This is a genomic window from Variovorax sp. Varisp46 (assembly GCF_059491885.1).
This window is the reverse complement of sequence record NZ_CP168515.1, coordinates 1417552-1442893: the sequence shown is the minus strand read 5'-3', so window position 1 is coordinate 1442893 and position 25342 is coordinate 1417552. Positions and strand designations below refer to the sequence as shown.

The window sequence follows — 25342 nt, the reverse complement described above, 5'->3', positions numbered from 1 at the left end:
AATCAATCGGGCTTGATGTCCGCCGACTTGATCACCTTCGACCACGCCGCCAGCTCCTGGTCGACGAATTTCGCGAGCGTCGGCGGGTCCATGTAGGTCGCGAAGGCGCCTTGCTCGTCCACCTTCTTGCGGAAGGCTTCGCTCTCCACGATCTTGCGGAGTTCCGCGCTCAGCCTGTTGACGATCTCCGGCGGCGTCTTCGCCGGCGCGAACACCGCGAACCACGACTCGACCTCGTAGCCCGGCAGCCCTGCCTCGGCCGAGGTCGGCACGTCGGGCATCGACGGATGGCGCTTGCTGCCCGTGTACGCCAGCGGCTTGATGCGCCCGCCCGCGAAATGTCCGATGACCGAGGGTGGCGTGGTGATGAACATGTCCACGTTGCCCGAGATCAGGTCGTTGATCGCCGGCCCCGAGCCCTTGTAGGGCACGTGCGTCATCGCCTGCCTGGTCTGCCGCGACAGCAGCTCGCCCGCGATGTGCTGGATCGAGCCGCTGCCAGAGGAGGCGTAGAAGAGCCCGCCCTCCTTCTTCTTGCCGTACTCGATGAGCTCCTTCATCGACTTCACCGGCAGCTTGCCGCTCGCCGCGACGACGTGCGGCGCGCGCATCACCATCGCCACCGGCACGAAGTCCTTCGTGGGACTCCACCGGATGTTCGGGTAGAGCGAGGGGTTGCCCACGTGGTAGCCCGAGTACTGCATCAGCAGCGTGTAGCCGTCGGGCGCGGCGCGCGCCACGAACTCGGTGCCGATGTTGCCGCTGGCGCCGGGCTTGTTGTCGACGACCACGGCCTGGCCCAGCGCGCGCTGCAGCGGGTCGCCGACCAGTCGCGCCATGATGTCGGTGGAGCCGGCGGGCGCGGTCGGCACGACCATGGTGATCGGTTTCGAAGGCCAGGCGTCGCTGGCCGAGGCGGTCAGAGCGCCCAGAGCGAGGCCGACCGCGAGAAGGCGGTGAATGGGTTTCATGGTTTGTCTCCGGTGGTTTTGTATTCGCTTGCCTGCCGTCTTCGGGCGGTGCCCTCAGGGCGACAGCTCCGAGATCTCGATCAGGTTCAGGTCGGGGTCGCGCACGTAGACCGAGCGGATGCGCGAGGTGGCGCCGGTGCGCATCACCGGCCCTTCAAGAATCGGCACGCCTTTCTCGCCGAGGCGGGTGATGACCTCGTCGAGCGGCGCGCTGGCGATGAAGCAGAGGTCCAGCGAGCCGGGCGTCGGCAACTGCGCCTTCGGCTCGAACTCGTGGCCCTTCACATGCAGGTTGATCTTCTGGTTGCCGAAGCGGAAGGCCTTGCGGCCGGCGCCGAAGCTCTCCAGCGCCATGCCCATCACGTCGACGTAGAAACGGATGCAGGCTTCCTCGTGCGCGGTGGTCAGTACGAGGTGGTCCAGGTGGTCGATCATGGTTGCAGCTCCTTCGGTGCGTGCCCGCGCTCCCTGGCGCGGGCCACGGTGTCGTTGAAATCGGGCGGCGGCGCATGGCGCGTCAGCCGGTGGCCCGCGCGCGAGACCTGGGCCGGCAGCTCGTGCTCTACCAGCGCCTCCAGCTCCGCTGCGGCGGCGACCAGGCCGGCGAGGTCCATGCCCGTGTCATAGCCCATGCATTGCAGCATGTGGACCACGTCCTCGGTCGCCACGTTGCCGGTCGCGCCCGGGGCGTAGGGGCAGCCGCCGATGCCGCCGAGCGACATGTCGAGCCGGCGGATGCCGGCTTCCACGGCGGCGACCGTGTTCACGAGGCCCATGCCGCGCGTGTTGTGGAAATGGGCCGTCCATTCCATTGCCGGGTGGCTCGCCATCACGGCTTCGCAGACCTGCCCCACCTGCGTGGGATAGGCCATGCCCGTCGTGTCGCAAAGCGTGACGCCCTGCACATCGAGCGCTGCGAAGCGATCGATCCAGCCCCGCACCGTCGCCAGCGGCACCTCGCCCTCCATAGGGCAGCCGAACACGCACGACAGCGACACGTTCACCGGCACACCGGCCTGCTTCGCCAGCGCGATGACGCCGGCCAGTTGCGCGAACGATTGCTCCCGCGCCATGCGCAGGTTGGCGAGGTTGTGCGTCTCGCTCACAGACATGACGATGTTGAACTCGTCGATGCGACTCTCCAGCGCACGCTCCGCCCCTCGCAGGTTGGGCACCAGCGCGGTGTAGACCACGCCGGGGCGACGGGCGACACGCTGCATCACCTCTTCGCCGTCGCGCAGCGCGGGAATCGCCTTCGCCGAAGTGAAGGACGTGACTTCGATCTTGGCGTAGCCCAATCCGCTCAGCCGGTCGACCAGCGCGATCTTGTCGTCCGTGGGAATGAAGCGGCTCTCCATCTGGAAGCCGTCGCGCGTGGCGACTTCGTTGATGAACAGCCGCTTGCCGTCGCCCGTCTTCATGCCACCACTCCTTCCGCGCGTCGCGCGGGCCATCCGGCGCCGAGCAGATCGCCGTCGTGCTCGCCAAGCCGAGGCGCGGGGTACGCGATGCGCCCCGGCGTGGCGCTGAGCTTGGGCACCACGCCCGGCACCTTGAGCGTGGAACCGTCGGAGCTCGGTGCCTCCACGATCATTCCGCGCGCCTGGTATTGCGGGTCGCTCGCGATGTCGGCCACCGTGTAGATGCGCCCGACCGGCACGCCCGCCGCGTCGAGCGCGGCCAGCACCTCGTCGCGGCTGCGCTGCAGCGTCCATGCCTCGATGGCGGCGTCGATCTCTTCCACGCGCAGCACGCGGCCGTCGTTGTGCACGAGCCCAGGGTCGTTCTCCAGGTCCTCGCGGCCAATAGCTCGCATCAGGCGGCGGAAGATGCTGTCGCCGTTGCCGGCCACCAGCACGTAGTGTCCGTCCCCGCAGCGGTAGGCATTGGTCGGCGCGATGCCGGGCAATGCGCTGCCGGCCCGCTCGCGCACGGCTCCGAAGGCGTCGTACTCGGGCAGCAGGCTTTCCATCACGTTGAACACCGACTCGTAGAGCGCCACGTCGATGAACTGCCCTTCGCCGCCGTGAGCCGTGCGATGGTGCAGCGCGGTCAGCACGCCGATCACCCCATGCAGCGCCGCCAGCGTATCGCCCAGCGATACTCCCACACGCACCGGCACCCGGCCCGGCTCGCCGCTCAGGTAGCGCAGCCCGCCCATCGATTCGCCGAGCACGCCGAAGCCGGGCTTGTCGCGGTAGGGGCCCGTCTGCCCGTAGCCAGAGATGCGCAGCATGATGAGCCGCGGGTTCAGCGCATGCAGCGTTTCCCAGCCCAGGCCCCAGCCTTCGAGCGTGCCGGGCTTGAAGTTCTCGATCAGCACGTCGGCTTCGAGCGCCAGCGCGCGCACGGCCTCCTGTCCTTCGGCGCTGCGCAGGTCCAGGCACACCGAGCGCTTGTTGCGCGACTGGACTTCCCACCACGCGGAGGTGCCGTCGCGCAGCAGCCGCCACTTGCGCAGCGGATCGCCGACGCCGGCCGGCTCGACCTTGATCACATCGGCGCCGAACTCCGCCAGCGTCTTGCCGGCGAAGGGGCCGGCGATGAGCTGGCCGAGCTCCAGCACCTTCAGGCCTTCGAGTGCATTCATGTCCGCGTCCGTCTCCTTTGTTGGGCTGGCCCGACTCTAGGAACGGATCGCGGAACGTGGAATTGCTTTGGCGGCAGCGGTCCTTCGCGAAACGCGAAGGCCACCTGTGTTCTCCCTAGAATCCGCCGATGGCCAACCCCATCAACCCCGCTCGTGTCGATTTCGTGACGCTGCGCCTGTTCTGCGCCGTGGCCCAGTCCGGCAGCATCACCAAGGGCGCGGAAGCATGCCACCTTGCGCTTTCTGCCGCGAGCCGGCGGCTTTCGGACTTCGAGGCGGCGACGGGATCGAAACTTCTGGAGCGCAGCTCTCAAGGCATCGCGCTCACGCCGGCAGGCCATGTGGCAATGCAGCATGCGATGCGGCTCTTCCAGGGCTTCGAGCAGTTCAGCAACGAGCTCGGCGACTACTCGAGCGGCGTGCGCGGCCATGTGCGGCTGTGGGCCAACATGTCGGCGCTGACGGAGTTCCTGCCCACCACGCTCGCGACCTTTCTCGCGCAGCATCCCGACATCCGTGTCGAGGTCGAGGAGCAACTGAGCGGCGACATCGTGCGTGCGCTGGTCGATGGCCTTGCCGATGTCGGCGTGTTCGCGGAGAACACGCCCGCCTACGGCCTCGACGTGCAGACTTTCCAGACCGACGAGCTCGTGGTGCTGTGCGCGAAGCCGCATCCGCTGGCGCGAAGCCGCGTGAAACAGGCCGACTTCAAGACCTGTCTCGCGCACGAGTTCGTCGGCCTGAACCGCAGCAGCTCGTTGCTCGAACTCACCTCGCGCGCGGCCGAGCAGGCAGGCATTCCGATGCGCCTGCGCGTGCAAGTGCGCAGCTTCGACGCGATGTGCCACATGATCGCGGCCAACCTCGGCATCGGCGTGGTGCCGCTGGCGGCGTGCAAGGCGCAGGTGGAGGCGCTCGATCTGAAGGTCGTGCGGCTCAAGGATGCATGGGCCACCCGGCGGTTGCTGATGGCGACGAAGACGGGTGCCGATCTCTCCCCCGCGGCCCTCTTGCTGGTCGGGCAACTCCTGAAACAGGCCAGCGCATGACGATGTCTACATTCATTCTGCTCGGCGCTTGCGCCCTCCTGCTCGCAATCAATGCCTACATGGCGCGGCGCATTCGCGCGATCGAAGATGTCCCGCTGCGGAAGAACATGCTGCTCGCGGCTGTCGGGCGTGACTTCGGTGGCGACAGGGCCGCACCCTTTGCAGCAGCCCTACTTCGCCTCCTCGGCTTCCAGCACGGCCCATTCCGCGTCGGTGAAAAGCCGCGAGCGCGTCAGGAAGCGCACGCCCTCGGGGCCTTCCAGCGAGAGCATGCCGCCGCGCCCCGGCACCACGTCGATGATGAGTTGCGTGTGCTGCCAATACTCGAACTGCGGCCCGCTGATGTAGAACGGCATGCCGCCGATGTGCCCCAGCAGCCGGTCGTAGTCGCCCACGATGAACTCGCCCTGGGCATAGCACATGGGCGCGCTGCCGTCGCAGCAGCCGCCCGACTGATGGAACATCAGCGGGCCGTGCTTTGCGGCGAGCCTGTCGATCAGCGCGAGCGCGGCATCGGTCGCGGTGACGCGCAGGACGTCGCCGGTGGAGCTCATCAGAAGAAGCCCAGCTTGTTCTCGCTGTAGCTCACCAGCAGGTTCTTGGTCTGCTGGTAGTGGTCGAGCATCATCTTGTGATTCTCCCGGCCAATGCCCGATTGCTTGTAGCCGCCGAAGGCCGCGTGCGCCGGGTAGTGGTGGTAGCAGTTGGTCCACACGCGGCCGGCCTGGATGCCGCGGCCCATGCGGAAGGCGCGGTTCATGTCGCGGCTCCACACGCCGGCGCCCAGGCCGTAGAGGGTGTCGTTGGCGATGGAAAGCGCCTCTTCCTCGTCTTTGAAAGTGGTGACCGACACCACCGGGCCGAAGATCTCCTCCTGAAAGATGCGCATCTTGTTGTGGCCCCGGAACACGGTCGGCTTCACGTAGTAGCCGTCGGCCAGGTCGCCCTCGAACCGCTGGCGCTCGCCGCCGATCAGCACCTTCGCCCCCTCCTGCCTGCCGATGTCGAGGTACGACAGGATCTTCTCTAGCTGCTCGCCGGAGGCCTGCGCGCCGATCATGGTGGCCATGTCGAGCGGGCTGCCCTGCTTGATGGCTGCCACTCGCTTCAGCGCACGCTCCATGAAGCGGTCGTAGATCGACTCCTGGATGAGCGCGCGCGACGGGCAGGTGCAGACCTCGCCCTGGTTCAGCGCGAACATTGCGAAGCCCTCGAGCGCCTTGTCGAAGAAGGCGTCGTCCTTGTCCATCACGTCGGCGAAGAAGATGTTGGGCGACTTGCCGCCCAGCTCCAGCGTGACCGGAATCAGGTTCTGGCTCGCGTACTGCGAGATCAGCCGGCCGGTGGTGGTCTCGCCGGTGAAGGCGATCTTGCCGATGCGGTTGCTCGACGCCAGCGGCTTGCCCGCCTCCACGCCAAAGCCGTTGACCACGTTCAGCACGCCCGGCGGCAGCAGGTCGCCGATGACCTCCAGCAGCACGAGGATCGACACCGGCGTCTGCTCGGCCGGCTTCAGCACCACGCAGTTGCCGGCCGCCAGCGCGGGCGCCAGCTTCCACACGGCCATCAGGATCGGGAAGTTCCACGGAATGATCTGGCCGACCACGCCGATGGGCTCATGGAAGTGGTAGGCGAAGGTTTCGTGATCGATCTCGCTGATGCCGCCTTCCTGCGAGCGCACACACGAGGCGAAGTAGCGGAAGTGGTCGATGGCCAGCGGCAGGTCGGCCGCGGTGGTTTCGCGGATGGGCTTGCCGTTGTCCCAGGTCTCCGCTGCCGCCAGGATGGGCAGGTTCTCCTGCATGCGGTCGGCAATCCTGTTGAGGATGTTGGCGCGCTCGGTGGTCGAGGTGCGGCCCCAGGGGCCCTTGGCCTTGTGCGCGGCGTCGAGCGCACGTTCGATGTCGGCCGCGGTAGAGCGCGGCACTTCGCAGAAAACCTTGCCTGTGACGGGCGTGATGTTCTCGAAATACTGGTTGTCCGCCGGCGCGACCCATTCGCCGCCGATGTAGTTGCCGTAACGCTTCTTGAACGGCACCGCGGTGCCGAATTTGCCCGGTTCGAGCATGTCCATGACTTGTCTCCATTTGCTGCTGGCGGCGCCGCGACATGCGGCGACCTGCTTGAGCAATCGCAAGCCGCGTACCCGGCCGGATCGGTACATTCCCTGGGTACTTCCTCCTGGGCATCGCATGCCGCAGGGGGTTTTCATTCGCAATATGCGACATGTCCGCGCGAACATGGCGACTAGGATGTCGCACAAGGCGAAAACCTCTCGGAGACACGCATGAGCGCAGCGCAGTTGCCGTCGATCAAAGTGGCGCAGGCCCGCGAACTGTTCTTTGGACAAGGCTGCGATCCCGCGCCGTGGATCGCCCCGCACATCTCGCGCTCCTGGCAGCGCTGCCGACCGGTCGGCCACCAGGCCACGGACCCCGAGCCGATGGCGCTGGCCCTGCTGCGCGAACGGCGCGAGCAGGCCATGCGGCTGCTGAACTGCGCGCAGCCCGAGCTCGACGGCTTGGCCGAGCATGCGGTCGGCAACGGCTGCGTGGTGATCCTGTCGGATGCCAGCGGCCTGATCCTCGAGGAGGTCGGCAGCGCCGACTTCCTGCCCAAGGCCGAGCGCATCGCGCTGCAGCCCGGCGTGGAATGGTCGGAGCGCAACCGGGGCACCAACGCCATCGGCACGGCGCTGGCGGAGCGCGAGGCGCTGATGGTGCTGGGCGCCGAGCACTACCTGGCGCAGAACGGAACGCTCGGATGCGCGGCAGCGCCCATCTTCACCGGGCGCGGCGAACTGGCGGGCGCGCTCGACATCTCGGGCGAGACGGTGCGCGTGAACACGCATGCGCTCGGCCTGGTGCGCATGGCGGCGCAGCAGGTCGAGCACCGCATGATGCTGGCCGAGGCCAACGGCCACGTACTGCGCTTCCATGCGCGCCCGGCGCTGATCGGCACCGCGCGCGAAGGGCTGATGGTGATCGAGGGCGGGCGCATCGTCGCGGCGAACCGGGTGGCGCTCGAGCTGTTCGGGCGCTCGTGGGACGGTCTTCTCGAACTGGACGCCGAGGCCTTTCTCGGCGCGAACTGGCCGCGCATGGAACACCGGCGCAGCCTGCTGACGCTGCCGGGCGGCCGGCAGATCGCGACGGTGATGGAGCGTTCGCATGCGGCCGGCGGTTCGCGCACGCCCACGCGGCGCGCGGTGGCCGAGCCCGAAACCGACGATGTGCAGCCTCTGCTGCACAAGGCCGTGCGGGTGCTGAACGAAGGCGTCTCCGTGCTGGTCAACGGCGAGACCGGCAGCGGCAAGGAGGTTTTCTCGCGCCGGCTGCACGCCGCGAGCCGCCGCAGCACGGGCCCCTTCGTGGCGGTGGACTGCGCCTCGCTGCCCGAGACGCTGATCGAGTCCGAACTGTTCGGCTACGAGGAAGGCGCCTTCACCGGCGCGAAGCGCAAGGGCATGGGGGGCCGCATCCGCGAAGCGCATGGCGGGGTGCTGTTCCTCGACGAGATCGCGGAGATCCCGCTGGCCCTGCAGACGCGCCTGCTGCGCGTGCTGGAGGAGCGCGTGGTCACGCCGCTGGGCGGCGGCCACGGGGTGGCGGTGGACTTCGACCTGGTCTGCGCCACGCACGGCAACCTGCCGGCGCTGGTGGAGGCCGGACGCTTCCGCGCCGACCTGATGTATCGCGTGGCGGGGTTCACCGTCGCCCTGCCTCCCTTGAGCCGGCGCGACGACCGGCACGCGCTGATCGCGCGGCTGTTTCTTGAAGCGGGCGGCGCGGCCAAGCACTTGCAGCTGGAAAACGACGCACTCGAAGTGCTGGCCGCCTACCGCTGGCCGGGCAACGTGCGCGAGCTGCGCAGCACGCTGCGCGCCATCGTGGCACTGGCCGATACGGGCGACTCGGTGACGGCGAGCGCATTGCCCGCGCACCTGCTGGGCGCGCAGCCTACCGTCTTGCCCGACGACCCGCTCGAGTGCGCCCCTGCGCATGCCGAGCCGCTGCAGGCCATCACACGCCACGCCATCGACGAGGCGTTGAAGGCCTGCGAGCACGACGTGGCGAAGGCCGCGCGCCGCCTCGGCGTTCACCGCAGCACCATCTACCGCCATCTCGCACGCCAGCGCGGCAAGCCTTCCGGGCACTGACAGGGCGGCCGGCGGAGGCCGCCCGCACAACCAAAGACTGACTTGCCCCGCCATGCCGCAGCGGCCAGACTTTGCGCATGGCCTCGCCCTCGCATTCATGACCACCAGAAAAAAGGCACAGCGCCTCTCGGCCGTCCCTTCCACCTTGCGGATTCCCCTCGCTGCGCGGGCCTCGGGCGACGCCATCTTTCCGCAGATGGCCGTGCGGGACGCCTACGCCGCCGGCATCCTGGAGCAGATCCGCGACGACGGCAGCGCGCTGCCGGAAGACCGGGCAACCATCTACGGCATCCTCTCGCGCACGCGGCGCTTCCGCAGCCTGGCCCAGGACTTCCTCAAGGAGCACCCCGGAGCACGCGTGGTGAACATGGGCTGCGGCCTGAGCCATTACTTCCAGTGGCTGGACGACGGCAAGTCCCGCATGACCGACGCCGACCTGCCCGAAGTGCTCGAACTGCGCCGCGAGCTGATCCCCGAAGCCAACGAACGCCACGACCTGCGCGAACTCGACCTGACCGCGCCCGGCTGGTGGGAGCAACTGGGCCTGCCGCGCAGGCGCAATGCGCGGCCGGTGTTCCTGTTCACCGAAGGCGTGCTGATGTACCTGAAGCCCGAGCAGGTGCAGGCGGTGCTCGCCACCTTCGGCGAACGCGCGCCTGCGGGCTCGATGCTGGTCTTCGACGCCCTGTGCTGGCTCGCGGTGGGCCACGCGAAGCAGCACCCTTCGGTGCGCGCGACCGGCGCGGAGTTCCACTGGGGCATCCATCGGCCGGCCGAGCTGACGCAACCCCATCCGCGCCTGCGGCTGGCCGCCACCTACGGCGTGCTGGAAGGCGCCGGCCTGCCCTACACGCTGTTCGCGCCGATGGTGATGCTGTTCCTGGGCGTACCGCTGTATGCGCTCTACGCGTTGAAGGCGGAGAACGAGGCCGATACATAAACGCACAATTTCGTGAATTGCCGGCTTTGTCCGGCCCGGCTTGCGCTGGATGGCTGACGCGGTTCGATCCCGCGCCGGGCCAAGCTCGCCGGTGTTCCCATTCGCGGAAAATGCGCTGTCGTTTCCGCCGCTTTCCCTTCTTCCCCCAAAGATTCGCAACCCTCAAGAACCACATGCTTGATCGCCGATCCTTCCTTGCCGCCGGCGGAGCCGCTGCCGCACTCGCCGCCCTCGGACTGCCCGAAGAGGCGCTTGCCGCCAACGGACTGCAACTGAGCCAGCCCGCTCCCTTCTCCTTCGACGCGCTGGTCGCACAAGCGAAGTCGCTCGCCGCAAGGCCCTATGCGGCCGCGGCGCCGCTGGCCCCCGAGGTGCTCGAGCGCATCGACTACGACGCACACGGCAAGATCAAGTTCGACGTCGCCAACGCCCTGTTCCGCGACGGGCCCGGCGCGTTCCCGGTCACCTTCTTCCACCTCGGCCGCTTCTTCCAGACGCCGGTGCGCATGCACGTGCTCGAGAACACCGACGGCGATGCGTTCGCCCGCGAGGTGCTCTACAGCCCCACCTACTTCTCAATGCCGCCCGACAGCCCCGCGCGCGCGCTGCCGCCGGGCGCGGGCTTCGCGGGCTTTCGCCTGCAGGAGAGCCGGCTGGGCGACCAGGCCAAGCTCGACTGGCAGAAGAACGACTGGGTCGCGTTCCTCGGCGCCTCGTACTTCCGCGCCATCGGCGAGCTCTACCAGTACGGGCTGTCGGCGCGCGGCATTGCGCTCGACGTGGCGGTGCCCGACAAGCCCGAGGAATTCCCGAGCTTCACGCGCTTCTACTTCGAGACGCCGGCCGCGAACAACACCACCTCGATGACGGTCTACGCGCTGCTCGAAGGACCGAGCGTGACGGGCGTGTTCAAGTTCGTCATGCAGCGCACCAAGGCCGTGATCATGGACATCGACGCGCGCATGTTCCTGCGCCGCGACGTGTCGCGCCTGGGCCTGGTGCCGCTCACGTCGATGTACTGGTACTCGGAAACCATCAAGCCCACGGCCATCGACTGGCGCCCCGAGGTGCACGACTCCGACGGCCTCGCGATCTGGAACGGCGCGGGCGAGCGCATCTGGCGCCCGCTCAACAACCCGACGCAGACGCGCGCATCCGCGTTCGCGGACACCAGGCCGCGTGGCTTCGGCCTGCTGCAGCGCGACCGCGCGTTCGACCACTACCAGGACGGCGTGGGCTACGAGAAGCGCCCGAGCCTGTGGATCGAGCCACTGGGCGACTGGGGCGAAGGCTCGGTACAGCTCATCGAGATTCCGACCGACGACGAGATCCACGACAACGTCGTCGCCTTCTGGGTGCCGAAGGCCGATGCCAAGGCGGGCGCGAGCTACAGCCTGCAGTACCGGCTGCACTGGACTGACCAGGAGCCGTTTCCGTCGCCGCTCGCGCGCTGCGTGGCCACGCGCATCGGCCGCGGCGGACAGCCGGGCCAGCCGCGACCGCAGGGCGTGCGCAAGTTCATGGTCGAGTTCGTCGGCCAACCGTTGACCACCGTGCCCTTCGGCGTGAAGCCCGAGGTGGTGCTGACGGCGGCGCGCGGCAAGTTCTCGTACATCTTCGCCGAGGCCGTGCCCAACGGCGTGCCGGGCCACTGGCGCGCGCAGTTCGACTTCACGCCCGAAGGCAACGAGCCGGTCGACATGCGGCTCTACCTGAAGACGGGGGACAAGACGCTTACGGAAACCTGGCTGTATCAGTACCAGCCGGGAGTCTGACTGCGGGCGGGGCTGCAGCCTGAAATCAGCGCTTGGTAACCGACACCAGTTCCACTTCGAAATTGAGCGTGGCGTTCGGCGGAATCACGCCGCCCGCGCCGCGCGAACCGTAGGCAATCGACGGCGGGCAGGTCAGCTTGGCCTTGCCACCCGGCTTCATCTTCTGCACGCCTTCGGTCCAGCACGGGATCACGCCGTTGAGCGGGAACTCGGTGGGCTCACCGCGCTTGTAGGAGCTGTCGAATTCCTTGCCGGTATCGGGGAAGGTGCCGCGGTAGTGCACCTTGACCGTGTCGGTCGCGGCAGGCGAGGCACCGGTGCCTTCCTTGAGCGACTGGTAGACCAGGCCGCTGGGCGTGGTCACCGGCGCGGATTGCGCAAAGGCGGCGGGAGCGGCGAGAACGGACACGATTGCGGCGCAGAGAAGAGACTTCACGAAAGACCTCGGAGGTTGAAAGTCGTCGATTATGGCCAGCGGCCGGCCAGGCCTGTAAGGGGATATTCGGGACCGATGCGCGTGTTGGAACAGCCCTTGCTTTGCGGAATGTGCACTGTCAACATCCACGAAGAGAGGAAGCCGCATGAACTCCACCGCAGCCGCCAGCACGGGCACGACGCCCGCCCATTCAGGCACCGGTCATCTCAAGAAAGTGCTCGGTCCCGTCCAGCTCTGGGGCATCGCGGTGGGCCTCGTCATCTCGGGTGAGTACTTTGGTTGGAGCTACGGCTGGAACACGGCCGGCACACTCGGCTTCCTCGTCGCCACGGTGCTGGTGGCCACGATGTACACCACCTTCATCTTCAGCTTCACCGAGCTCTCCACCGCCATTCCGCATGCGGGCGGGCCCTTCGCCTATGCGCGGCGCGCCTTCGGTCCGAACGGTGGTTTCGTCGCGGGCTTTGCCACGCTGATCGAATTCGTCTTCGCGCCGCCGGCCATCGCGCTGGCCATCGGTGCGTATCTCAACGTGCAGTTCCCGGGCATCAACCCGAAGTGGTTCGCGCTGGGCGCGTACGTGATCTTCATCGGGCTCAACTGGATCGGCGTGGGCATCGCGGCGGCCTTCGAGCTGTTCGTCACCATCCTGGCCATCGTCGAGCTGCTGGTGTTCATGGGCGTGGTCACGCCGGGCTGGACCATGGCCAACTTCGTGGCCAACGGCTGGGCCGGCGGCAGCGTGCTCAACGGCGCGGCCATCTCGGGCATCTTCGCCTCCATTCCGTTCGCGATCTGGTTCTTCCTCGCCATCGAGGGCGCGGCCATGGCGGCCGAGGAGGCGCGCGATCCGCACCGCACCATTCCCATCGCGTACACCACGGGCATCGTCACGCTGGTGGTGCTGGCCTTCGGCGTGATGATCTTCGCGGGCGGCGTGGGCGACTGGCGCAAGCTCGCCAACATCAACGATCCGCTGCCACAGGCCATGAAGGCGGTGGTGGGCGACAACAGCGGCTGGCTGCACATGCTGGTGTGGATCGGGCTGTTCGGGCTGATCGCCTCGTTCCACGGAATCATCATGGGCTACTCGCGCCAGATCTTCGCGCTGGCGCGCGCGGGGTACCTGCCGCGCTACTTCGCCGGGCTGAGCCCGCGCTTCGACACGCCGCACCGCGCGCTACTGGCCGGCGGCGTGATCGGCGTGGTCGCGATCTTCAGCGACGAGTGGGTGCAGTTCGGCGGCCAGACGCTCACCGCCAACATCGTGACCATGGCCGTGCTCGGCGCCATCGTGATGTACCTGATCTCGATGGCAGCGCTGTTCAAGCTGCGCCGCACCGAGCCCAACCTGCTGCGCACCTACCGCGCGCCCTTCTACCCCGTGTTCCCGGCCATTGCGCTTGGGCTCGGCGTCGTGTGCCTGGGCGCAATGGTGTGGTTCAACGGCATGCTCACGCTGCTGTTCATCGTGCTGATGGCAGCGGCGTACGGCTACTTCCTGCTGACCTCGGCGCAGCGCAAGGCGGCCGCGCCCGACGAGATGCTGTCTTCCTCGAAGACCGCCGCCTGACAGATGCTATACCGCACCACCATCGACAGCCATGTCTTCGCCTTCGACGACTTGCGGCAGGTCATGGCCTTCGCGAGCCCGGCGCGTTCGGGCGACTACCTTGCGGGCATCGGCGCGGCCACCGCGCAGCAGCGCATGGCCGCGCGCCACGTGCTGGCCGAGACGCCGCTCAGGCAGTTCCTGACCGAAGCATTGATTCCATACGAGAGCGACAACATCACGCGCCTCATCATCGACGGCCACGACGCGCAGGCGTTCGCGCCGGTCGCGCATCTCACGGTCGGCGACTTGCGCAACTGGCTGCTGTCCGAAGCGGCCACCACCGCCACGCTCACCGCGCTGGCACCGGGCCTCACGCCCGAGATGGTCGCGGCCGTGTCCAAGCTCATGCGCAACCAGGACCTGGTATCGGTCGCGAAGAAATGCAGCGTGGTCACGCGCTTTCGCGACACCATCGGGCTGCCCGGCCACTTGGCTGTGCGGCTGCAGCCCAACCACCCGACCGACGACCTGCGCGGCGTGGCGGCCTCCACGCTCGACGGGCTGCTCTACGGCGCGGGCGATGCGGTGATCGGCCTCAACCCGGCTTCCGACAGCATGCCCGTGCTGGGGCAGTTGCTTCGCATGCTCGACGAGGTGATCCAGCGCTTCGAGATTCCCACGCAAAGCTGCGTGCTCACGCACGTGACCAACACGCTCAAGCTTGCCGAGGCTGGCGCGCCGGTGGACCTGGTGTTCCAGTCGATCGCGGGCACCGAGAAGGCCAACCTCTCGTTCGGCGTGACGCCCGAGTTGCTCGACGAGGCCTATGCCGCGGCGCTGTCGCTCAAGCGCGGCACCATCGGCGACAACGTCATGTACTTCGAGACCGGCCAGGGCAGCGCGCTCTCGGCCAATGCCAACTTCGGTGTCGACCAGCAGACCTGCGAGGCGCGCGCCTATGCGCTGGCGCGACGCTACAAGCCCTTCCTCATCAACACGGTAGTCGGCTTCATCGGGCCGGAGTACCTGTACGACGGCAAGCAGATCATCCGCGCCGGGCTCGAGGACCACTTCTGCGGCAAGCTGCTGGGCCTGCCCATCGGCTGCGACATCTGCTACACCAACCACGCCGAGGCCGACCAGGACGACATGGACACGCTGCTCGTGCTGCTGGGCACGGCGGGCATCAACTTCATCATGGGCATCCCGGGCGCGGACGACGTGATGCTCAACTACCAGAGCACCTCCTTCCACGACGCGCTCTTCCTGCGCGAAACGCTGGGCCTGAAGCGCGCGCCCGAATTCGAGGCCTGGCTGCAGCGCATGCAGATCACCAACGCGGCCGGGCAACTGGCGCCGCCTGCTGCCAACCGGCTGCTGGCCGACATGAGCGGGCTGTCCGCGCTCGCGTCATGAGCGATTCACCGGTCACACCCAACCCCTGGGCGCAATGGCGCTCGGCCACGCCCGCGCGGCTGGCGCTGGGCCGCGCCGGCGCAGGCATGCCGACCGACGAGACGCTGCGCTTTGGCTGGGCACATGCGATGGCACGCGATGCCATCCATGCCGCGCTCGACGTCGATGCGCTCGAAGCCGCCTTGCGATCGCAGCACTGGGAGGTGGCGCGCGCACGCAGCCGTGCAGCGGACCGCACCGAATACCTGCGCCGCCCCGACCTCGGCCGGCAGCTCGACGAGGACGACGCCACGCGCCTGCTCGTCGACGGCCGCTACGGCTGCGATGTCTGCGTCGTGATCGGCGACGGGCTCTCCTCGCTCGCCGTCGCCCGCCATGCGGCGCCGCTGCTGGCCGCATTGCGCTCGCACCTGCCGCCCGACACCAGCTTCGCCCCGGTGGTCATCGCCACGCAGGCACGCGTGGCGCTGGCCGACGAGGTGGGCGAGCTGTTCGGCGCGGCGCTCTCGGTCATGCTGATCGGCGAGCGCCCCGGCCTGAGCTCGCCCGACAGCCTCGGCATCTACCTCACGCATTCGCCCAAGCGCGGCCGGCACGATGCCGAGCGCAACTGCATCTCCAATGTGCGGCCCGAAGGCCTGTCCTATGAAACCGCCGCGTTCAAGCTGGCATGGCTGATGCGCGAATCCCTGCGCCGCGGGCTGACCGGCGTCGGGCTCAAGGACGAGAGCGATCTCGCAGTGCTGAAGCAACCCGGTGCGGTGAGGCCGGGGCTGCCCGGCTAGACGCCTTCCAATTCCCGGCGTGTCGAAGCTGGCGTGGAGATCGGCGGGCCGCGGCGAGCGTCGAGGCGGCAGGAGGCAAGCGTGAGCTCATGCGGTGGGCTGGCACGGCTGATGCGTAGGTCGACGCGGAAGTGTCACCAGCGCCGCATACGCTCGGTGCTTCCCATCCACACCGCACAACAACAGGGAACGCATGCAACGCCGCCTCATTCTCCTTACCCCCCTCGCCACCGCGCTCGTCGCCACCGGCTGCGCCAGCCTCTCGCCCGCCAAGGGCTTGTCGCCCGGCCACTGGGACGCCTTCAACCGCGCGCAGATCGAAGGCCTGATCGCCGGCCTCGGCAAGGACAGCCCTGGCTACAACGCCGCCAGGCCGCCCTACGTCGTCTTCGACTGGGACAACACCAGCGTCTTCCTCGACATCGAGGAAGCCTCGCTGATCTACCAGCTCGAGAACCTGGTGTTCGGCGCCACGCCCGCGCAGCTCGAGGTGGCATTGCGCAAGAACATTCCGAAGAAAGACTTCCTCCCGCCGTTCAACAACGCGGCCGGCGGGTCGGTCAACATCGACCTGGTGGTGCCCGACATCGTGGCAAGCTACACCTGGCTCTATCAGAACTATGCCGGCCTCAAGGGCAGCCAGCCGCTGGCGGCCGTGAAGCTGAATCCGCACTACATCGCGTTCACCACCAAGGTGCGCTATCTCTACGAAGCCATCGGCGACACCTTTGACCACGACACGGCCTACCCGTGGGTGACCTACCTCTTCGCCGGCATGACCGAGGCGCAGGTGCGCAAGCTCACGGCCGACACGGTGGCATGGCAGCTGAAGGAGCCGATCGTCAAGGTCAAGTGGACGTCGCCCGCAGCCCTGCCGGGCCGCGCCGGCGTGGTGTCGGTGAGCTGGAAGAACGGCCTGCGGCTGCAACCCGAGATACAGGCGCTGTACGCCGCCTTCCGCAACGCGGGCTTCGACGTGTGGGTGTGCTCGGCGTCGTTCGTCGATGTCATCAAGGAAATCTCGTCGAACCCCGCCTTCGGCTACAACAACCCGCCCGAGCGCGTGCTCGCGATGGAACTGGAGCGCGATGCCAATGGCGTGATCCAGCCCGAGTTCCGCCGCGGCTACGACCAGACGCAGGGCCCGGGCAAGACGAAGAACATCCAGCGCTTCCTCGTCGCCAAGTACGGCTACGGCCCGAGCTTCGTGGCCGGCGACAGCGAAGGCGACCAGAACATGATGGCCGACTTCGCCGACACGAAGAAGGTGCTGATCGTGAACCGCCTGCGCGACCCGAAGACCGACATCGGCAAGTTCTCGGCGATGGCGGTGCAGAACTACGGCAAGGCCGACACGCGCTATCTGCTGCAGGGGCGCAACGACAACACCGGCGAGTGGGTGCCGTCGCAATTGCACACGCCGCTGGGTGCGACGCAGGGCAAGGCACTCAAGTAGGAGAAGGAGCGGTTCCACGTCTGCGGTGCGGCTTGCCTATGATGGCTCCATCAAAGCAACCCGCACCGGAGACAACATGGCCGCAGAGCGCTATCCCCTCGCCGAACTGAAAGACCTGCCCGAAGACATCCGCACCGCGATCCTCGCGGTGCAGGAAAAGGCCGGCTTCGTGCCGAACGTGTTCCTCGGTCTCGCGCGCCGCCCCGCCGAATGGCGCGCCTTCTTCGCGTACCACGACGCGCTCATGCTCAAGGAGGAAGGCTCGCTCACCAAGGGCGACCGCGAGATGATCGTCACCACCACCAGCGCGGCCAACAAGTGCCTGTACTGCGTGGTGGCGCACGGCGCGCTGCTGCGCATCTACGAGAAGAAGCCGCTGGTGGCCGACCAGGTGGCGGTGAACTATCGCAAGGCCGCTATCACGCCGCGCCAGCGCGCGATGCTCGACTTTGCGATGAAGGTCTGCGAACGCTCGCACGAGATCGACGACAGCGACTTCCCGCCGCTGCACGCGCACGGCTTCGACGACGAGGACATCTGGGATATCGCGGCCATCACCGCCTTCTTCGGCCTGAGCAACCGGCTGGCGAGCTTCAGCGGCATGCAGCCGAACAACGAGTTCTTCCTGATGGGGCGGCTGCCGCGCGAGAAGAAGTGAGCCTGATTTGATGCGGGGTCCGTTCAGGGCGTGTGCACAGGGCACCGGGTACTCCTCTGCGCGAATGCCCCTGGGCCATCAACCGCAGGCAAGCTCCGATAGAAGCTCAGCCCTTGCCGCGACAAGAAGCCAGTGCATCCAGCGCCGGCTTGTAGGTAGGCGTGGCGACGTCCATCACGCCCAGCACCGTGTGGTACAGGTTGTCGTGGGTGAGCGGCGTGTCGAGCCCCGCCTCCATGCACGAACGCGAAAGCTTGCGCCGTTGACTCATGCCTTCGCTGAACCACGTGACCATCGGCACGTGCTTCTGCGCCTCGGGCGCGAAGCTGTACGGCACGCCGTGCAGGAACAGGCCGTATTCGCCGAGCGACTCGCCGTGGTCGCTCACGTACAGCATCGCCGGGTCGTACTGCTTCGATTGGGCCTTGAGCCAGTCGATGGTCTGGCCTAGGAAGCGGTCGGTCTGCACGATCGAGTTGTCGTACACGTTCATGAGCTCGGCGTGGCCGCACTCGGCCAGCGCATTGGTCTTGCACTCGGGCAGGAAGCGCTTCACGTCGGGCGCCGAGCGCTTGTAGTAGGCCGGGCCGTGGCTGCCCATCTGGTGCATCACCAGCACGACCCCCTTGGCGCGGCGCTCGGCCGGCAGCGCGGCAATGCGCTCGTCGAGGCCCTTGAGCATCACGTCGTCGAGGCATTCGTCGCCGTCGCACAGCGCCTTCTTGGTGGCGGCATCGAGGCCTTCGAAGGCCGAGGCGTTCGGCACGCGGACACACACACCCTTGCAGCCGGCCTGGTTGTCCAGCCAGAAAACGGCCAGGCCCGCAGCCTGCAGCACGTCAACCAGTGTCTCGTAGTCGTCCTTGCGCGATTCGTAGCCTTCCTTGCCCAGTGGCGAGAACATGCACGGCACGGAGGCCAGCGTGTTGGTGCCGCAGGAATGCACCTCGCGGTAACTCAGCACACCGCGCCTGGCGAGTTCGGGCGTGGTGTCGCGCGCATAGCCATTCAAGGCGAAGTGGTCGGCGCGAGCCGTCTCGCCCACCACCACCACGAACAGCGGTGGCTTGGTCTGAGCCGCATAGCTGGCGCCCAGCGCCGTGCCGGCAGTGATCGGAATCAGCTTGCCGCTGCGCTTGAACAGCGGCTTGATGAACAGCGAGCCCGTGGAATAGAGCGTCGCGATGGGGTTCATCATGTAGCGCAGATGAACGTTGTTGCGCATCAGCGGCGCCAGCTCGCGGTTCATGGACACCGCCGCGCCCAGCGCGACGAGCACCGACAGCAGCAACAGCGCGGCGTTGCGCCAGAGCTTCGACAGAAAGCGCATCGGCGTGACGCGCACCCGCCACAGCAGCCAGGCCGCAGGCAGGACCACCACGCCGACGTTGAAGGCCATGCGCCAGCTCAGCAGATCGCGCGCCTCGTTCGGATCGGTCTGCAGCGCGTTGGCGATCATGGTCGGGTCCATCACCACGCGGTACTGGAGCATGTAGTGCTGGACCACCGCGGCCAGCACGACCACGGCGAGCCACAGCGGCTTCATCCAGCGCGACCAGGCGGTCAGCGACAGCATGGCCGCCGAGCCGCACAGCGTGAGCAGGCTCATGGCCACGATGGTGGACATGTAGGTGCTCGGCGCACCGCCGATACGGGCCAGCTCGTTCCACAGCGGCCAGTTGGTGGTCAATACGAGGTAGAGGCTGAGCCAAAGAACGAGCACGGCGGCCGAACGCGGCTGCTTCAACCACAGGTTGAAGCGCTCCCACGACGTACCGGAGGCGGGTGAGTGCGGCGTTTTGGGGTCAGAAGTGCTCGCCCGCTGCAGGGGTGCGGGCTCGATTCGCGAAACAGACATGCGGCGAATGTAGCGAGTCCGCCTGAAGCGAGCCTGAATTGCCCCTTCAGTCGGTGTTCAGGCTGGCCCGGCGCAGTCGCATCTTCGCGCGCCTGCGCGCCATGAGCACGCCGGAAGCGGCCAGGCCCAGCGGCCGGCTGACGCCGCGCTCCACAATGACCGACACCACCGCGCCCAGCACCGCCGCCACGACGACATCGGAGGGAAAATGCAGGCCCAGGAACACCCGGCTCCATGCCACCACAACAGCCACCAGCAGCGCCGCCAGCATGGCTGCGCGGGAAGGCAGGCACCAGAGCGAAAAGGCGGCGGCAAAGGTTCCGGCCGCATGCAGGCTCGGAAAGCCGGGCCGCACGCCCTGGGGCACCCACTGGATGCCAAGGCCATAGAACGCAGGCCGGGGAACCGGCATCAGCGTGCGGATCATGTTCACGATCAACCACACGGCCAGCACGCTCACCAGCACCGTGAACAGCGCATGGCGCCAGCGCCGGCTGAACAGCGCGCAGACCCCGATGGCGAGCGTCAGCAGGGCCGGCAGCAGGTTGGAGGAGAACTCGGCGACACGCAGGCTCCACGCAGGCACCGAAGGGTCCGCGTTGATCAGCCTGAACAGTGCGAAATCAAGATCCTGCATGTGCGGGCATCGCCGGCTTCAGCGTGCGCGATTTGAAGCGAGTCACCGCCGCCTCGATGACGAAGCCCATCACCCAGCAGACCCACGCGGTCCAGAGGGTGTGGCTCATGTAATGGGCGCCGCGCAGTTGCTGCGACGCGCCCAGCACGAACCCCGCAACCACGGACACCCCCAGCCAGATCGCCGCCGCACGGGACGACACCCGGCGCAGCACGAAGTACCCGCCCACGTAGGCAAAGGCCGCAGACGCATGGCCGGCAGGAAAACACCCGCCCGGTCCGCCATCGTTGACGCCCCACGACCAGTGCGACACATACCGTGCAACGCCGCCGAACTCCTGCAGGTCCCACGGGCAGCTGGTCTGGCTGGCATGCTTGAGCGCGCTGACGGCGATCACCGAGGCCAGCACCGTGAGCGCCAGCTGGGCGCGGCCCCCGGTGCTCAGGCGGCGCAGGAAGCCGAACGGCCACCGGATTGCGGCGAACAATGCGATCACGAGCGCCCAGCTCAGGTTCCGGGCGCCCTCATGCATCACGTGAACCGTGAAAGGGTTGTCGCGCAAGGGAAAACCCGCATGCGAACCTGCCATGCGCGCCAGCGCCAGGTCTGCCCCCGTCGCGTCCCATGCCATCAGTGCAACCAGTGCAAAAAGGGTCAAGACCCCCAGGCGAAATAGCGGGAAACGTGTCATGAACGAAGGCGGGACTGAAAAACAGACGCGAGCCTACGTTCGCGGAATGAACCCAGCCTGAAGCAAGATGAACCGAACCTGACTGGCAGGCCCCGTGCAACCGGGCAGCGCTAGACTCCATTTTTTTGTTGGAAGGACATGGCGTGCGCATATTGCTGGTCGAAGATGACACTGCGTTGGCAGATGCCGTCTGCAGCTACCTGCTGGCCAAGGCCTTCGTGGTCGACGTGGCTTCGAGCCTGGCCGACGCCCGCGGCGCCCTGCTTTCGGTGCAATACGCGGCCGTGCTGCTCGACCTGCACCTGGGCGACGGCGACGGCCTCTCGCTGCTGCCGCAGGTGCGCGCCCTGCCCGAGCGCCCCATCGTCATCGTGCTGACGGCACGCGACCAGGTGACCGACCGCATCCGCGGCCTGGATGCCGGCGCCGACGACTACCTCATCAAGCCCTATGACCCCGCCGAGCTGCTGGCGCGCCTGCGCGCGGTCGAGCGCCGCCGCAGCACGAGCAGCTCGCCGGTGCTGCAGCTCGGCACGCTGGAGATCGACCTGGCGCACGACATGGTGCGCAAGGACGGCTCGCCGATCACGCTGACGCAGAAGGAATGGGCGCTGCTGCGCGTCATGGCCACGCGACCCGAGCGCATCCACACGCGCGAGAACCTTGCCGATGCGCTCTACGGCTTCGGCGACGAGGCCGACAGCAACACGCTCGAGGTCTTCATCAGCCGCCTGCGCCGCAAGCTGGGACGCAACCACATCCAGACGCTGCGCGGCCTCGGCTATCGCCTGTCGTTCTCGGCGGACGACGACGAATGAGCCTGAACAAGCTCGTGGCCGGCCGCGACACGCTCGCGGGCCGGCTGACCCGCACGCTGATCCTCTGGGTCGGCGGCGTGTGGCTGCTGTGCGTGTTCGCCGTGGTCTGGTATGTGGACCGCGAGATCAACCACAACTTCGACAACGAAATGGTCGAAGTTTCGCACCGCATGTTCGCGATGGCCGTGCAGGAACTGGAAAAGCTGCAGCACCCCAGACAGGAGCCGCCGCGCGAACCGCTGATCGCGCCCAAGCAGCTGTTCTCCGAGGACGCGGTGATCTACCAGATCGTCGACCTGCACGAACACGTACTGCTGCGCTCCGCCGAAGCGCCCGCGGACACCTTCGATGTGCCGCTGGCCGCCGGCTTCGCGAACAACCCGAGCTGGCGCATCTACACCGTGCGCCATCCGACGCTGGGCCTGTTCTTCCAGGTGGCGGACCCGCTCGACGAACGCCGCCATGCCCTGAACCGCACGCTCTTCGGCCTGATCATTCCGCTCGTCGCGGTGCTGCCGCTGCTCGCGCTGGTGTTGCGCAACGTGGCGCGTACCGAGCTGCGGGCGCTGCAGGAGCTGGCCGGTGAGATCGAGAAACGCAGCGGCGCCGACCTGAGCCCGATCGCCCTGCCCGGCCTGCCGAGGGAGCTGCGCACCGTCGGCGACCACGTCAACCGGCTGCTGGAGCGCCTGTCGCACTCGCTCGACGTGGAGCGCGCGCTGGCGGCCAACGCCGCGCACGAACTGCGAACACCGCTTGCCGCCGCCCGCCTGCGGCTGCAGACCGCGCTCGAACACGACCTGCAGCGCAACGACGTGCAGGCCGCGCTCGATGCGCTGCGCACCCTCAGCCACCGCACCGAGAAGCTGCTGCAGCTGTCGCGCGCGGAATCGGGCGCCTCGCTCACACGCACGCGGGTCGACCTGGTGCAGCTCGCCGGCGCCGTGGCGCAGGACTTCTGGCAAGACCCGCGCAACACCGAGCGCCTCGTGCTCAAGGTGCCCGACAGCGCCACCCCCCTGGCCCTCGGCGACTTCGACGCACTCGCGATCGCACTGCGCAACCTGGTGGAGAACGCGCTGCGCTACGGGGGTGGCCGCGTCGTCGTCGAGGTGACGGCGCCCTGCACCCTTGCCGTGCGCGACTTCGGCCCCGGCGTGAACCCCGCGCAGCTCGAAACCCTGCGCGAGCGCCATGTGCGCCATAGCTCCGACCGCGCCGGCTACGGCCTGGGCATCTCGATCGTGGGCACCATCGTCGAGAAGCACGGCGCGAGGCTCGAACTCTCGTCGCCGCCGGCGGCCGCGGCGCATGGCTTCGAGGCTCGCATCGTGCTGCAGCCGGCCTGAGCTGCGTCAGCGGCTCCTGCTCAGTCGCTCACCAGCGTGCGCAGCCAGTCGGGCAGCGCCAGCGCCTTCTGCTTCGGGAAATCGACCCAGATGGTGGTTGCGCCGCCGGCCGCGCAGATCACGTCGGGCGCGTCTTCGCGGACCATGGTGGCCCAGCTTTCGAAGGTGGTGCGCCCCGGGTCGCTCACGTACATCTTGATCCGCACGTTGCCCGGGTATTCGATCTGCCGGTAGAAGTTGCAGAAGGCATTGACGATCACCATGCCCTCGCCGCCCGGCGCGGGCTCGACACCGATCGAGCGGATCCAGTCGATGCGCGCGGTTTCGAGATAGCGAAAGTAGGTGCCGTTGTTCAGGTGGCCCATGGCGTCCATGTCGCCCCAGCGGATGGGGATCGACATTTCGTACACGAGCTTCTTCTTTTCGGGGATTTCGATTCTCATCGGTGAGCCTTGATGGATGCGAGGATGCCCAGGACGAACAGCAAGGCAGCCAGCCATTCGGTGGCCAGCGGCCAGCGGCCGTCCCAGAGGAAGGAATAGAGCAATGCGAACAGCGTCTCGCTGACGATCAGCTGGCCGCACAGGCTCGCAGACAGCCGCTGGCTCGCGACGTTCCACAGGATGGTCGCGAGCCACGACGAACCGAAACCGCTCGCCAGTGCGATCCAGATGAACAGCATGCCGTCGGGCTGCGACCGCAGCGTGGCGGCATCGCTGCCCGCCGCCGCCCACAGCAGCAAGGCCCCGAGGCCGGTGGCAATGCCGAGCCAGTTGGCCCAGTCGGCCGCGTGCACCTCGCGGTGCCGCTGCAGCCAGGCGGCGTTGAGCAAGCCGTAGACCGTCCAGCTCACCATCGAGCACAGCGCCAGCGCAATGCCCCCGCCGAAGCGCGCGCCAGCACCACTGCCCGCGCCGCCGTGCGCCGACCAGGCGCCCCAGATCATGAGTGCCATGCCCGCGCCCGTGAGCAACAGCCCGGGCAGCAAGGCCCGCATGTGCAGGCCCGCGGGCCGGCCCAGCAGCATCATCCAGACAGGGATCGTGCCGATGACGAGGCTCGGCACCTCGGTGCCGGCTGCCGCGATGCCGAAGGCGAGCAGCAGGTAGTAGCCGCTGAAGCCCAGCACGCTGAGCCCCAGCGCCGCGAGCGCCTGCCGACCGTTTGGCCAGCGCACGGCGGCCGGCCGCGCGAACACCGCAAGCCCCGAGACCGCGCCGAACACGAGAAAGCGCGCGGCGGTGATGTCGACCATGCCGAATTGGCCCACCATGCGCGGCGCTACGAACACCAGCCCCCAGAGCGCACCCGCGCCCAGGCCGGCGGCAATGCCGGTCCAGGCCCGCGGACTCAGAGCGCGAACCCGTCGTCGGCCGCAATGACGGCACCGTTCACGAAATGGCTCTCGCCGCTGGCCAGCAGCACGATCAGGCCGTCCAGGTCCTCGGGCTTGCCCACGCGCTTGCGCGGCAGCATGCTGACCAGCCTGGCGCCTGCCTCGGTGGTCCAGTGCTCCTCGTTGAGTTCGGTCGCGATGTAGCCCGGGCACAGCGCGTTCACGTTGATGCCGAAGCGGCCCCACTCGAGCGCCATGGCCTTGGTCATCTGCACTACCGCGGCCTTGCTCATGCAATACGTGCCGATCTGCGGCATGACCTTGAGCGCCGCCGACGAGGCGATGTTGATGATCCGCCCGCCGATGTAGGTGCCCGGTGCCGTGCCCGTGGCGCGCGCCAGCATGCGCTTGCCGACTTCCTGCGCGACGAAGAAGGAGCCCTTCACGTTGGTGTCGAAGATGTAGTCGTAGTCGTCGGGCGTCACGTCCTGCAGGCGCTGCGTGGTGCTCACGCCCGAGTTGTTGACCAGGATGTCGATGGGGCCGACCTCGGTCTCCGCACGCGCGACCGCGGCCTTGATGCTGCCGATGTCGGTCACGTCGAGCTCGACCACATGGGCGTCGCCGCCCTCGCCTTCGATGCGGGCGCGCAGCTCCTTGAGCTTCTCGACGCGGCGGCTGGCCAGCACCACGGCGGCACCGGCGCGCGCCAGGGTTTTCGAGAACTGCGCGCCGAGCCCGCTGGAGGCGCCGGTGACGAAGGCCACGCGGCCGGAAAGATCGATGCTGTAAGCCATGGACTGGATCCTGTGGAGTCGCGCAGGTGACGAAACAGGCCCGTCCGCGAGTGACACGGACCGCCC

General features: G+C 67.7%; 24 protein-coding genes. 11 read left to right on the top strand and 13 right to left on the bottom strand.

Features of this window, described 5'->3' with window-relative positions; translation table 11 throughout:
- Positions 1 to 2: 2 nt before the first annotated feature.
- Genes ACEN9N_RS06850 through ACEN9N_RS06835 form a run of 4 tightly spaced genes read right to left on the bottom strand, consistent with a single transcriptional unit; the run spans position 3 to position 3561 of the window.
- Entirely contained in the window at positions 3 to 971 is a 969-nt protein-coding gene (locus ACEN9N_RS06850; RefSeq protein ID WP_413312180.1) for a Bug family tripartite tricarboxylate transporter substrate binding protein, read from the bottom strand.
- Between the two features lie 54 nt (positions 972 to 1025).
- On the bottom strand, positions 1026 to 1406 hold the full coding sequence (locus ACEN9N_RS06845; RefSeq protein ID WP_413312182.1) for a VOC family protein: 381 nt from the start codon (positions 1404 to 1406) through the stop codon (positions 1026 to 1028).
- Positions 1403 to 2392 carry a hydroxymethylglutaryl-CoA lyase gene (locus ACEN9N_RS06840; protein ID WP_413312183.1) on the bottom strand — a complete coding sequence of 330 codons (990 nt, stop codon included), beginning with the start codon at positions 2390 to 2392 and terminating at the stop codon, positions 1403 to 1405. Before ACEN9N_RS06840 ends, ACEN9N_RS06845 begins: the two co-directional genes overlap by 4 nt.
- On the bottom strand, positions 2389 to 3561 hold the full coding sequence (locus ACEN9N_RS06835) for a CaiB/BaiF CoA transferase family protein (RefSeq protein WP_413312184.1): 1173 nt from the start codon (positions 3559 to 3561) through the stop codon (positions 2389 to 2391). The genes ACEN9N_RS06840 and ACEN9N_RS06835 overlap by 4 nt, the downstream gene beginning before the upstream one ends.
- Before the next feature lie 128 nt (positions 3562 to 3689).
- Here ACEN9N_RS06835 and ACEN9N_RS06830 point away from each other — a divergent pair, with 128 nt between their 5' ends.
- Positions 3690 to 4610: a LysR family transcriptional regulator gene (locus ACEN9N_RS06830; protein ID WP_495655715.1), complete on the top strand. Its 921-nt coding sequence runs from the start codon at positions 3690 to 3692 to the stop codon at positions 4608 to 4610.
- Between the two features lie 170 nt (positions 4611 to 4780).
- Here ACEN9N_RS06830 and ACEN9N_RS06825 read toward each other — a convergent pair whose 3' ends face one another.
- Entirely contained in the window at positions 4781 to 5164 is a 384-nt protein-coding gene (locus ACEN9N_RS06825; RefSeq protein ID WP_495655714.1) for a DUF779 domain-containing protein, read from the bottom strand.
- Complete coding sequence (gene adh, locus ACEN9N_RS06820; protein ID WP_413333281.1) at positions 5164 to 6684, bottom strand: aldehyde dehydrogenase; 1521 nt, start codon at positions 6682 to 6684, stop codon at positions 5164 to 5166. The genes ACEN9N_RS06825 and adh overlap by 1 nt, the downstream gene beginning before the upstream one ends.
- A gap of 213 nt (positions 6685 to 6897) precedes the next feature.
- On the opposite strand from adh, the gene ACEN9N_RS06815 reads away from it, so the two are divergent.
- The 3 genes from ACEN9N_RS06815 to ACEN9N_RS06805 all read left to right on the top strand — a co-directional run bounded on the left by ACEN9N_RS06815 (position 6898) and on the right by ACEN9N_RS06805 (position 11484).
- Positions 6898 to 8769 carry a sigma-54-dependent Fis family transcriptional regulator gene (locus ACEN9N_RS06815; protein ID WP_495655713.1) on the top strand — a complete coding sequence of 624 codons (1872 nt, stop codon included), beginning with the start codon at positions 6898 to 6900 and terminating at the stop codon, positions 8767 to 8769.
- A 97-nt stretch (positions 8770 to 8866) separates the two neighbouring features.
- Complete coding sequence (locus ACEN9N_RS06810; RefSeq protein WP_495655712.1) at positions 8867 to 9709, top strand: class I SAM-dependent methyltransferase; 843 nt, start codon at positions 8867 to 8869, stop codon at positions 9707 to 9709.
- Positions 9710 to 9882: 173 nt separating this feature from the next.
- The gene (locus ACEN9N_RS06805; RefSeq protein ID WP_495655711.1) at positions 9883 to 11484 is read left to right on the top strand and encodes an OpgD/OpgG family glucan biosynthesis protein; all 1602 of its coding nucleotides are present in this window, start codon (positions 9883 to 9885) and stop codon (positions 11482 to 11484) included.
- Positions 11485 to 11509: 25 nt separating this feature from the next.
- On the opposite strand, the gene ACEN9N_RS06800 is transcribed toward ACEN9N_RS06805, so the two are convergent.
- Positions 11510 to 11920, bottom strand: coding sequence for an FKBP-type peptidyl-prolyl cis-trans isomerase (locus tag ACEN9N_RS06800; protein WP_413312194.1), 411 nt, complete (start codon positions 11918 to 11920; stop codon positions 11510 to 11512).
- A 145-nt stretch (positions 11921 to 12065) separates the two neighbouring features.
- Here ACEN9N_RS06800 and eat point away from each other — a divergent pair, with 145 nt between their 5' ends.
- From eat to ACEN9N_RS06775, 5 genes are all read left to right on the top strand, one after another.
- Positions 12066 to 13493 (top strand): ethanolamine permease, encoded by a 1428-nt coding sequence (gene eat / locus ACEN9N_RS06795; protein WP_413312196.1) that lies wholly within the window; start codon positions 12066 to 12068, stop codon positions 13491 to 13493.
- 3 nt (positions 13494 to 13496) lie between these two features.
- Positions 13497 to 14891, top strand: coding sequence for an ethanolamine ammonia-lyase subunit EutB (locus ACEN9N_RS06790; protein WP_007834491.1), 1395 nt, complete (start codon positions 13497 to 13499; stop codon positions 14889 to 14891).
- Entirely contained in the window at positions 14888 to 15676 is a 789-nt protein-coding gene (gene eutC / locus ACEN9N_RS06785; protein WP_413312197.1) for an ethanolamine ammonia-lyase subunit EutC, read from the top strand. Before ACEN9N_RS06790 ends, eutC begins: the two co-directional genes overlap by 4 nt.
- A gap of 193 nt (positions 15677 to 15869) precedes the next feature.
- Positions 15870 to 17132 (top strand): HAD family hydrolase, encoded by a 1263-nt coding sequence (locus ACEN9N_RS06780; RefSeq protein WP_413312199.1) that lies wholly within the window; start codon positions 15870 to 15872, stop codon positions 17130 to 17132.
- A gap of 76 nt (positions 17133 to 17208) precedes the next feature.
- Complete coding sequence (locus ACEN9N_RS06775; RefSeq protein ID WP_495655710.1) at positions 17209 to 17790, top strand: peroxidase-related enzyme; 582 nt, start codon at positions 17209 to 17211, stop codon at positions 17788 to 17790.
- 106 nt (positions 17791 to 17896) lie between these two features.
- Here the strand turns inward: ACEN9N_RS06775 and ACEN9N_RS06770 are convergent, their stop codons facing one another.
- Genes ACEN9N_RS06770 through ACEN9N_RS06760 form a run of 3 tightly spaced genes read right to left on the bottom strand, consistent with a single transcriptional unit; the run spans position 17897 to position 20976 of the window.
- The gene (locus ACEN9N_RS06770) at positions 17897 to 19648 is read right to left on the bottom strand and encodes a phosphoethanolamine transferase (RefSeq protein WP_007834475.1); all 1752 of its coding nucleotides are present in this window, start codon (positions 19646 to 19648) and stop codon (positions 17897 to 17899) included.
- A 46-nt stretch (positions 19649 to 19694) separates the two neighbouring features.
- A complete protein-coding gene (locus ACEN9N_RS06765; protein ID WP_007834473.1) occupies positions 19695 to 20285 on the bottom strand; it encodes a phosphatase PAP2 family protein in 591 nt (196 codons plus the stop codon).
- Positions 20272 to 20976, bottom strand: a complete 705-nt coding sequence (locus ACEN9N_RS06760) for a phosphatase PAP2 family protein (protein WP_495655709.1) — start codon at positions 20974 to 20976, stop codon at positions 20272 to 20274. Before ACEN9N_RS06760 ends, ACEN9N_RS06765 begins: the two co-directional genes overlap by 14 nt.
- A 143-nt stretch (positions 20977 to 21119) precedes the next feature.
- Here ACEN9N_RS06760 and ACEN9N_RS06755 point away from each other — a divergent pair, with 143 nt between their 5' ends.
- A complete protein-coding gene (locus ACEN9N_RS06755) occupies positions 21120 to 21794 on the top strand; it encodes a response regulator (RefSeq protein ID WP_495655708.1) in 675 nt (224 codons plus the stop codon).
- Positions 21791 to 23143: a sensor histidine kinase gene (locus ACEN9N_RS06750; protein ID WP_495655707.1), complete on the top strand. Its 1353-nt coding sequence runs from the start codon at positions 21791 to 21793 to the stop codon at positions 23141 to 23143. Before ACEN9N_RS06755 ends, ACEN9N_RS06750 begins: the two co-directional genes overlap by 4 nt.
- Positions 23144 to 23163: 20 nt before the next feature.
- Here ACEN9N_RS06750 and ACEN9N_RS06745 read toward each other — a convergent pair whose 3' ends face one another.
- The 3 genes from ACEN9N_RS06745 to ACEN9N_RS06735 form a co-directional block, all read right to left on the bottom strand.
- Positions 23164 to 23586: an acyl-CoA thioesterase gene (locus ACEN9N_RS06745; RefSeq protein WP_413312207.1), complete on the bottom strand. Its 423-nt coding sequence runs from the start codon at positions 23584 to 23586 to the stop codon at positions 23164 to 23166.
- The gene (locus ACEN9N_RS06740; protein WP_495655706.1) at positions 23583 to 24416 is read right to left on the bottom strand and encodes a DMT family transporter; all 834 of its coding nucleotides are present in this window, start codon (positions 24414 to 24416) and stop codon (positions 23583 to 23585) included. The genes ACEN9N_RS06745 and ACEN9N_RS06740 overlap by 4 nt, the downstream gene beginning before the upstream one ends.
- A gap of 77 nt (positions 24417 to 24493) precedes the next feature.
- Positions 24494 to 25276 carry an SDR family oxidoreductase gene (locus tag ACEN9N_RS06735; protein ID WP_007834461.1) on the bottom strand — a complete coding sequence of 261 codons (783 nt, stop codon included), beginning with the start codon at positions 25274 to 25276 and terminating at the stop codon, positions 24494 to 24496.
- Between the last annotated feature and the right edge of the window lie 66 nt (positions 25277 to 25342).

Bases quoted from the DNA above. Each gene is read 5' to 3' on its own strand.
- ACEN9N_RS06740 (WP_495655706.1), bottom strand. From the start codon at position 24,416: ATGGTGGGCCAATTCGGCATGGTCGACATCACCGCCGCGCGCTTTCTC.
- ACEN9N_RS06750 (WP_495655707.1), top strand. From the start codon at position 21,791: ATGAGCCTGAACAAGCTCGTGGCCGGCCGCGACACGCTCGCGGGCCGG.
- ACEN9N_RS06770 (WP_007834475.1), bottom strand. From the start codon at position 19,648: ATGTCTGTTTCGCGAATCGAGCCCGCACCCCTGCAGCGGGCGAGCACT.
- ACEN9N_RS06835 (WP_413312184.1), bottom strand. From the start codon at position 3,561: ATGAATGCACTCGAAGGCCTGAAGGTGCTGGAGCTCGGCCAGCTCATC.
- ACEN9N_RS06825 (WP_495655714.1), bottom strand. From the start codon at position 5,164: ATGAGCTCCACCGGCGACGTCCTGCGCGTCACCGCGACCGATGCCGCG.
- ACEN9N_RS06840 (WP_413312183.1), bottom strand. From the start codon at position 2,392: ATGAAGACGGGCGACGGCAAGCGGCTGTTCATCAACGAAGTCGCCACG.
- ACEN9N_RS06790 (WP_007834491.1), top strand. From the start codon at position 13,497: ATGCTATACCGCACCACCATCGACAGCCATGTCTTCGCCTTCGACGAC.
- ACEN9N_RS06810 (WP_495655712.1), top strand. From the start codon at position 8,867: ATGACCACCAGAAAAAAGGCACAGCGCCTCTCGGCCGTCCCTTCCACC.
- ACEN9N_RS06805 (WP_495655711.1), top strand. From the start codon at position 9,883: ATGCTTGATCGCCGATCCTTCCTTGCCGCCGGCGGAGCCGCTGCCGCA.
- ACEN9N_RS06780 (WP_413312199.1), top strand. From the start codon at position 15,870: ATGCAACGCCGCCTCATTCTCCTTACCCCCCTCGCCACCGCGCTCGTC.
- ACEN9N_RS06735 (WP_007834461.1), bottom strand. From the start codon at position 25,276: ATGGCTTACAGCATCGATCTTTCCGGCCGCGTGGCCTTCGTCACCGGC.
- eat (WP_413312196.1), top strand. From the start codon at position 12,066: ATGAACTCCACCGCAGCCGCCAGCACGGGCACGACGCCCGCCCATTCA.
- ACEN9N_RS06850 (WP_413312180.1), bottom strand. From the start codon at position 971: ATGAAACCCATTCACCGCCTTCTCGCGGTCGGCCTCGCTCTGGGCGCT.
- ACEN9N_RS06830 (WP_495655715.1), top strand. From the start codon at position 3,690: ATGGCCAACCCCATCAACCCCGCTCGTGTCGATTTCGTGACGCTGCGC.
- ACEN9N_RS06760 (WP_495655709.1), bottom strand. From the start codon at position 20,976: ATGACACGTTTCCCGCTATTTCGCCTGGGGGTCTTGACCCTTTTTGCA.
- eutC (WP_413312197.1), top strand. From the start codon at position 14,888: ATGAGCGATTCACCGGTCACACCCAACCCCTGGGCGCAATGGCGCTCG.
- ACEN9N_RS06765 (WP_007834473.1), bottom strand. From the start codon at position 20,285: ATGCAGGATCTTGATTTCGCACTGTTCAGGCTGATCAACGCGGACCCT.
- ACEN9N_RS06845 (WP_413312182.1), bottom strand. From the start codon at position 1,406: ATGATCGACCACCTGGACCACCTCGTACTGACCACCGCGCACGAGGAA.
- adh (WP_413333281.1), bottom strand. From the start codon at position 6,684: ATGGACATGCTCGAACCGGGCAAATTCGGCACCGCGGTGCCGTTCAAG.
- ACEN9N_RS06815 (WP_495655713.1), top strand. From the start codon at position 6,898: ATGAGCGCAGCGCAGTTGCCGTCGATCAAAGTGGCGCAGGCCCGCGAA.
- ACEN9N_RS06745 (WP_413312207.1), bottom strand. From the start codon at position 23,586: ATGAGAATCGAAATCCCCGAAAAGAAGAAGCTCGTGTACGAAATGTCG.
- ACEN9N_RS06775 (WP_495655710.1), top strand. From the start codon at position 17,209: ATGGCCGCAGAGCGCTATCCCCTCGCCGAACTGAAAGACCTGCCCGAA.